This window comes from Acidovorax sp. (assembly GCF_022763525.1).
Classification (GTDB): Bacteria; Pseudomonadota; Gammaproteobacteria; order Burkholderiales; family Burkholderiaceae_C; genus Acidovorax.
Window position 1 is genome coordinate 1 of sequence record NZ_JALEGG010000117.1, and the last position, 7,632, is coordinate 7,632.

Here is a 7,632-nt window from a genome sequence, read left to right on the forward strand (position 1 = left end):
CCCCATCGCGGGCAGATACCGGGAGGGAGGCGCATGGCGGATACGAAGCAGCAGCGCGTGCCCGCGGCGGGCAGGCGGCGCGGCGCCGATGCCGAGGCCCGCGCGGCGCAGGAGAAAAAGCGCAGCGGTTGGTTCCTGACGCTGTTTGCCCTGCCGTTTGCGGCCGTGGGTGTGGGCATGCTGCTTTTGGGGGTGTTGCCCAATCTGTACGACTGGTCGCGCATGCGGTTCTGGCAGCCGGTGCCGGCCCAGGTGGTGTCTGCCTCGCTCCACACGCACCGGGGCAGCAAGTCGGGCAGCTCGTTCAGCGTTTCCGTCCATTACCGCTACCAGGTGGGCGGCACCACCTACGACGGCCATCGCGCGGCCATCAACACATCGGCGGACAACATCGGGAGCTTTCAGCAGGACCTGGGGGCGCGGCTGCAGCGGGCGCAGCAGACCGGGGTGCTCCTGCAAGTCTGGTTCAACCCATCCTCCCCCGAGGAGTCCGTGGCCGACCGCAGCCTGCGCCCAGGGCTGCTGGCTTTCCAGATGGTTTTTGTGGTGGTGTTTGGCGGCTTTGGCGTGGGCATGCTGCTGTGGGGGCGCCAGATGCGGCGTGGGGACATAGAGAAGGCCCGGCGCCTGCAGGCTGCGGGCGATGCGCCCTGGCTGGCCAACAAGGCCTGGGCGGGCAACCGCATCCGCTCCGACAAACGCTGGGAGGTGTGGTTTGCCTGGGGTTTTGCGGTGGTGTGGGGCGCCATCGCGTACTCGGCAGCCTTGGCCGCCCTGCCACGTGCTTGGCGCCAAGACAACCTCATGGTCGCGGCCGTGTTGGGCCTCATCGGGGCCGTGGGCCTGGGTCTGCTGGTGTGGGCCGTGCGTGCCACGCTGGATGCGCGCCGCCAGGGCGAGGTACATCTGGTCATGGACCCGTTCCCGGGCGCCATTGGCGGGCATGTGGGGGCTACGCTGGAACTGCCCGGCGTTCGCTACCGGCCCGATCTGAGCTTTCTGGTCACACTGCGCTGCGCCTCTGGCCACCAGGGCCGCTCGGCGGGCAGCAGCGGCGGCAGCCGTGCCGAATCGCGTGAACACGTGGTATGGCAGACGGAGGGCGCAGCCCAGGTGCAGCCGCAGGGGCAGGGCAGCCGCGTGGCGTTTCGCCTGAGCGTGCCGCCAGGGCTGCCAGGGTCTGAGCAGGCCGTGGGCCAGAGCGAGCATCGTTGGTATGTGCTGGTTGAAAGCGCGGATCCGGCGCTGCCTTTTTCTCGGCGGTTTGAAGTGCCGGTGTACGCCACGCGTGCCGAATCGGCCTGGCTTACGCAGGATGCAGCCAGCCACCCGCAGGTGCTAGCCCGGCACGAAGCCGAGCTGGACATTGTGAGCAACATCGAACCCATCGCCGGCGGCGTGCGGCTGTACCAGCCCTACGGCCGACTGTGGCAGCAAAACGCGGTGTGGATGGTGATGGGTACTGTGTTTTTTGCCGCAGGCATGGCGGCAGGCTATGGCGGCGCGCCGGTCTTGTTCCCGCTGGCGTTTGGCGGCATCGGTGGGGCCATGGTGGTGTGGGGCTTCTATGCCGTGTCCAACAGCTTGCACGTGCAATTGGACCGCCAGGGCTTGCATACGGAGCGCCGGCTGCTGGGCCTGGTGCTGGCATGGCATCGTGTGCCCGCCGCCGACATTGCGCGGCTATCCATCAAGGAAAGCTACACCACGCAAAGCGGCAACCAGCACACCACCTTCTACCGTGTGCAGGTGACTTTGCGCAGCGGAAAGAGCGTGACCATTGCCGACAGCCTGCGGGGCCGCCCGGTGGCAGAACAGCTGCTGACCCGGTTGGCCAAAGCCACGGGCTACCCGCGGTAGACCCGGCGCTCAGCCCGCCCTGCGAAAAGTGAGGTTGATGCGGTGCGCCCCGGTAAGCGGGTGCTCCGCCTCGCGCAGCGGCAGCACGCCATGAAAGCGCAGCCGCGCCGGCCCGCCCCACACCACCACGTCGCCGTGCAGGAGCGGAACACGCCGGGCCTTGTCGGCCCGCTGCGCGCCGCCCCACAGGAACACCGCCGGGATGCCCAGCGACACCGAAACGATGGGGTGCGCGTAATTTCCCTCGTCGCGGTCCTGGTGCAGCGACAGCCGCGTACCGGGGGCGTAGCGGTTGACAAGGCAGGCATCGGGCGCAAAGCCGGCAAAGCCTGCGGCCTCGGCGGCATCGCGGGCCAGTTGTTGAAAGAGCGACGGCATACGCGGCCAGCGCTTGCCCGTTTCCGGGTCCACGGGGCCGTAGCGGTATCCGCTTCGTTCGCTGATCCAGCCCAGCGGCCCGCAGTTCGTCATGGCCACGGACATGCGCTTGCCGCCCGGCGTGACGAGATGGCGGAAGGGTGCATGGGCTTCGATGTGGGCTACAGCCTGCAGCAGATCGGCAGCCAGCGGCAGTGCAAAACCGCGCAGCACCACGGCCCCCGGCTCCAGCCACTCTGGTGCTTGGGGTGCTGGCGGCAGATCGTCGAAGAGGCCGAGGGTCATGGGACGCGCGGTGGTCAGACAGCGTCGTGAAAGATGATGCCCACCGTGTGCCGCTGCCCGGAGCGCACGCGGCTCACGCCGTGGCGCATCTGCACGCGATAAGGCCCGCGCGTGCCTTGCACCGGGCGGTGGTGCACGGCAAACACGACCGCGTCGCCCTGGCGCAGCGGCACCACCTCAGCGCGCGACTGCATTCGCGGGCGCTGTTCGGTCAGCACCAGCTCGCCGCCCGTGAAGTCGCGCCCCGGCTCCGACAGCAGCACCGCCACCTGCAGGGGGAACACATGCTCGCCATACAGATCCTGGTGCAGGCAGTTGTAGTCGCCCGGGCCGTACTGCAACAGCAGCGGGGTGGGGCGCAACTGGCCGGCAGCGTGGCAGCGGGCGATGAAGTCGGCATGCTGTGCGGGGTAACGCACCTCGATGCCCATGGCAGTGTTCCACTGGTTGGCGATCGGCGCCAGGTGCGGGTACAGCGCGCCGCGCAAGCCAGCCACCAGGGCGGGCAGCGGGTAGCTGAAATACCGGTACTCCCCTTGCCCGAAGCCGTGGCGCTGCATCACGACACGGCTGCGGAAGGTGGCCGCGTCGGCGCTGCCGTACAGCCCAGCCACGTCAGCGCATTCCTCCGCGCTCAGCAGTTTCGGCAGCACGGCGTGGCCCTGCTGGCGCAAGGCCTCGGCCGCCGTGTGCCAGTCGATGCCGGCCGCGCGCTGGGTCCAGGCCGAGTCCGCGACGCCGACGGGGGATGATGGCTGGGGCGCTGCGCTCATGCCGCCTTCTCCACCACCGGCTTGGAGGGGGCGGTGGCGGATTCCCGCGTCAGCAGCGCGCGTTTGCGCTCCGCGCCCCAGCGGTAGCCCGACAGGCCGCCATCGCTCTTCACCACCCGGTGGCAAGGCACCGCAACGGCCAGGGCGTTGGCCGCGCAGGCCTGTGCCACGGCGCGCACGGCGGTGGGCGCGCCGATGCGCTGTGCAATCTCGGCATAGCTGGCCGTCTGCCCGGCCGGGATGGCCTGTAGCGCCTGCCAGACGCGCTGCTGAAAGGCCGTGCCGCGCACATCCAGCGGCAGGGCCAAGCCCAGGCGCGGTGCTTCCACGAAGGCCACCACCTGTGCCACCTGGGTGGTGAAGGCGGCTTCGCCGCGCTGCAAGCGGGCACGCGGAAAGCGTCGCTGGAGGTCACGCGCCAAGGCGTCGGCGTCGTCGCCCAGCAGGATGGCGCAGATACCCCGGTCGCTTTGTGCCACCAGCACGGAGCCCAGCGAGCACGGGCCGACGGCATAGCGGATGTCCTGCGCCGCGCCGCCCGCGCGGTAGCGGCTGGGCGCCATGCCCAGCACCTGGGCGGATTGTTCGTAGAACCGGCTGCTGGATTGGTAGCCCGCGCCATAAATCGCGTCGGTGACCGACCCCGAGGCCGGGTCGCCCAGTGCGGCGCGCACCTTCTCGGCGCGGCGTGCCGCTGCATAGGCTCGGGGCGAGAGGCCCGTGGCCTGCTTGAAAACGCGGTGCAGGTGCGAGGCGCTCAGGCCCAGGCGCTCGGCCAGCGCCTCCAATGTGGGCGCGCGGCCCGCAGCCACGCCGTCGTCCAGGATGCGGCAAGCCTCGGTTACCACCGCGGTGTGGTGTGCCAGCGCGTTGTGCTGGCGCGGCTGGCAGCGTTGGCAGGGCCGAAACCCGGAGCGTTCGGCTTCGTCGCAGCTGGCGTGAAAGCGCACGTTCTCGGGCCGGGGCGTGCGCGCTGCACAGCTGGGCCGGCAATAGACGCCGGTGGTTTGCACGGAATACCAAAAGCGCCCATCCGCCGCCGCACTGCGGGCCACCAGGTCTGCCCAGCGTGGGTCGGCCTGGATGGCGGCGGCCTGCTCGGCTTTGGTGTGGAGGGCGCGGCGGGGCATGGGGGCGGTGAAAGGTGTTGCGATGGCGGTGGTAGCGGTGGAGGTCATGGCAGGCTCGTGGAGTGAGGTGACGATACCTGCCACTCTAGGGAGGCAGCGGACCCCGCGCACTCCGAAGCTTGCTTTTGAATTCTGCGCGCAAGCGCCGCGAGGGGCTGCAGTAGGGGATTGTGCTGGGGCGCTTCTTTTTTGATAGCTGCGTGCGCTTGTTGGACAAGCGCTGGTGGCCAAAAAGGCTTCAATTTTCGGGCGGCTGCAGTGCCCGGGGACGGCGCCGGCCCGTGCTGCCCCAGCGTTTGGCGTCCTCGCCCGGGATGGCCAGCGGATTGTTGGCAGGCTCGGTCAGCGGCGCCAGCAGGGCGCGCAAGTCTGCTTCGCTGAATTTCACGGTGCCTTCGGTGTCGTGGCCCAGCACGCCGCGGGCCAGCGCGGCCTTGCGGGCCTGCAGCTCCAGCATGCGCTCTTCGATGCTGCCTTCCACCACCAGCTTGTAGACGAACACGGGCTGGTCCTGGCCAATGCGATGGGCGCGGGCAGTGGCCTGCTCTTCCACGGCGGGGTTCCACCAGGGGTCGAGGTGGATCACGGTGTCGGCGGCCGTCAGGTTCAGGCCCACACCGCCGGCTTTCAGGCTCACCAGCAGGATGGGGGCGCTGGTGTCGTCCTGGGCCTGGAAGCGTTTCACCACGGCACCCCGCGCGCGCGGTGGCGTCTGGCCCGTGAGGGTGAGGTAGGGCAGGGCCAGGGCGTCCAATTGCTCGGCGGCCAGCATCAGCATCTCGGTGAACTGCGAGAACACCAGCACGCGGCGGCCTTCGTCCACCAATGGGGGCAGCAGGTCGGCCAAGAGTTCGAGCTTGGCGCGCTCCATGGTGTGCGCGGTCTTCGTGGTCCCTTTCACCAAGCACGGGTCGCAGCAGACCTGGCGGAGCTTGAGCAGCGCATCCAGGATGGCGATCTGCGCCCCATCAAATCCCTGGCGCTCCAGCGCGCGGCGCACCTGTTTGTCGGCCGCCGTGCGCACGGCCTCGTACAGCTCGCGCTGCTTGCCCTGCAGCTGCACGCGCAGGATGGTTTCGGTGCGCGGGGGCAACTCGGTTGCCACGTCCTGCTTGCGGCGGCGCAGGATGAAGGGGCGCACGCGCTGGGCCAGCAGCTGGGCGCGCAGGGTCTCGCCGTGTTCCTCGATGGGCTTGCGCCAGCGGGCGTTGAAGCTGCGCACGTCCCCCAGAAAGCCGGGCATCAGAAAGTCGAACTGCGCCCAGAGCTCGCCCAGGTGGTTCTCCAGCGGCGTGCCGGTCAGGCACAGCAGGTGCGGGGCCTGCAGGCGGCGCAGGGCGCGGGCGCTGCGGCTGCCTGCGTTCTTCACCATCTGCGCCTCGTCCAGGATCAGCAGGTGAAAGGGCTGCGCGGCCAGCGCGTCCACGTCGCGCCACAGCAAGGGGTAGGTGGTCAGCACCAGGTCGTGCTGGCCGATCTGCAGGTAGCGCTGGGCGCGGCCAGGGCCGTGCAGCGCCAGCACGCGCAGGCCGGGGGCCATGCGCGCGGCCTCGGCCTGCCAGTTGAAGAGCAGCGAGGTGGGCAGCACGACGAGGGCAGGGCGCGTGAGCCGCCCGGCTTCCTTCTCAAGCAGCACATGGGCCAGCGCCTGGGCCGTCTTGCCCAGGCCCATGTCGTCGGCCAGGATGCCGCCCAGGCCCTGTTCGCGCAGGTACTGCAGCCAGGCCAGGCCCTCCAGCTGGTAGGGGCGCAGCTGCACCTGCAGGCCCGCAGGCGCAGTGACCGGCCGGGGCGTGCCGATGCGGCGCAGGCGCTGGGCCAGCTGTGCCAGGCCGGCGTCGCCCTGCAGCTGCCAGTCGTTGCTCCAGCCGTTGACGGTGCCCACGCGGTGGGCCTGCACCAGGCCGGCGCGCAGAGCCTCGATGCGGCGCGCCTCCCAGGCACCCAGGCGCAGTGGGTCGCCGTCCTGGCGCTGGTTGCGCGTGGGGTCGGTGAGCAGATCCACCATCGCGCCCACGATGGCCTTGAGCGGGCCTGCGGGTGCCTCGATGCGCTTGCCGCCGGGTGCGCGCAGCTTGATGATCGCCAGGTCGTCGATGGCCGCCATCTGCTGCGCATTCAGCCAGCGGGCATCGCGGCGCAGCAGGTCGGCCAGCAGCGGGGCCAGGTCCAGGGTTTCGCCGTCGATCTCGATGCCCAGGGTCAGCAGCCAGGCGCCTTCGCGCTCGGGCAGCATGAGCTTTTGCACGGGGCGCTCGCGCGGCGCCAGCGGGCCGTCCACTTCCTTGCCCAGCAGCTCGCCCGTGTCGGGGGCAATGTGCAGCTTCCAGCGGAGCACGGGCACGCTTTCGTGCGCAAAGCCGGGGTGCACCACCACGCTCCAGCCCTCGGCGCGCAATTGCGGCACGACGTCGGCCCAGAAATCGCCAAAGTGCACCTCCTGCGCCAGCGTCCATACGGGGCCCAGGCTGCTGGCGGCCGCGCGGTGGCGCCACTGAAGCTTGCTGGCGTCGACGGGGATCAGACCCAGGTCCCACACGCGGTCCATGGCATCGGACTCTGCGGCCACATTGCGCTGCATGCGCACCAGAGGGCCGCCGGTGTCGAACAGCTCCTGTACGGGAGCCGGGCGGGCGCCCAGAATGGAGGTGGGCGCGGGCGTTTGCCAGGTGGCCCCATCGTCGGTGCGGTAGGTCCAGTCGATCTGCACCAGCGTCACGCTGTCGCCGCGGGGCCCCAGCTTGCCTTGGGGTTGCAGGCCCAGCAGGCCATCGCCGCGGCCCAGGGTCATGAGGGTGATACGCGGGCGGAAGTGGCCGGTGGCAATGTCAGCGCTGGGGGTATTTGCGGCGGGCGGGCGGCCCCTGGGCGATGAGGCAGAGGGCGACTCGTTGCGCAGCAGCGCCATCACGCGCGCGGCTTCTGCGTCGCTCAGGGGCGCCAGCGCCTGCAGCTCGGTGGGGCTGGCCTGGGTGCGCAGGGCCTGCACCCAGGCTTGCACCAACGCCGCCCGGTCCGGGCGGGGTGGGATGGGTTCTGTGGGGCGGGCGCCGGTTGCAGACATAGGCCGCCAATTGTGCCGTGGCGGCCGCGTCCAGGACGGCGCTCCAACCCTGCGGGCAGCGCTCTTTGCGGGCGGTCTGCAGCGTTGCGGCGTTTGCCAATAGCCGAGCTATTGGCCGCACACCGCGCCTTGCACACCATCC

At 70.1% G+C, this 7,632-nt stretch carries 5 protein-coding genes; 1 reads left to right on the top strand and 4 read right to left on the bottom strand.

Going from position 1 to position 7,632, the window contains the following annotated elements:
- The first annotated feature begins 33 nt into the window (after positions 1-33).
- Positions 34-1,860 (top strand): DUF3592 domain-containing protein, encoded by a 1,827-nt coding sequence (locus MRY84_RS09360; RefSeq protein WP_291505459.1) that lies wholly within the window; start codon positions 34-36, stop codon positions 1,858-1,860.
- A 9-nt stretch (positions 1,861-1,869) separates the two neighbouring features.
- On the opposite strand, the gene alkB is transcribed toward MRY84_RS09360, so the two are convergent.
- The 4 genes from alkB to MRY84_RS09380 all read right to left on the bottom strand — a co-directional run bounded on the left by alkB (position 1,870) and on the right by MRY84_RS09380 (position 7,490).
- A complete protein-coding gene (alkB, locus tag MRY84_RS09365) occupies positions 1,870-2,523 on the bottom strand; it encodes a DNA oxidative demethylase AlkB (RefSeq protein ID WP_291505460.1) in 654 nt (217 codons plus the stop codon).
- A 14-nt stretch (positions 2,524-2,537) separates the two neighbouring features.
- The gene (locus MRY84_RS09370) at positions 2,538-3,296 is read right to left on the bottom strand and encodes a 2OG-Fe(II) oxygenase (RefSeq protein ID WP_291505461.1); all 759 of its coding nucleotides are present in this window, start codon (positions 3,294-3,296) and stop codon (positions 2,538-2,540) included.
- Positions 3,293-4,426, bottom strand: a complete 1,134-nt coding sequence (gene ada / locus MRY84_RS09375; protein ID WP_291505463.1) for a bifunctional DNA-binding transcriptional regulator/O6-methylguanine-DNA methyltransferase Ada — start codon at positions 4,424-4,426, stop codon at positions 3,293-3,295. The genes MRY84_RS09370 and ada overlap by 4 nt, the downstream gene beginning before the upstream one ends.
- Before the next feature lie 238 nt (positions 4,427-4,664).
- Positions 4,665-7,490 carry a DEAD/DEAH box helicase gene (locus tag MRY84_RS09380; protein WP_291505462.1) on the bottom strand — a complete coding sequence of 942 codons (2,826 nt, stop codon included), beginning with the start codon at positions 7,488-7,490 and terminating at the stop codon, positions 4,665-4,667.
- Positions 7,491-7,632: the final 142 nt, after the last annotated feature.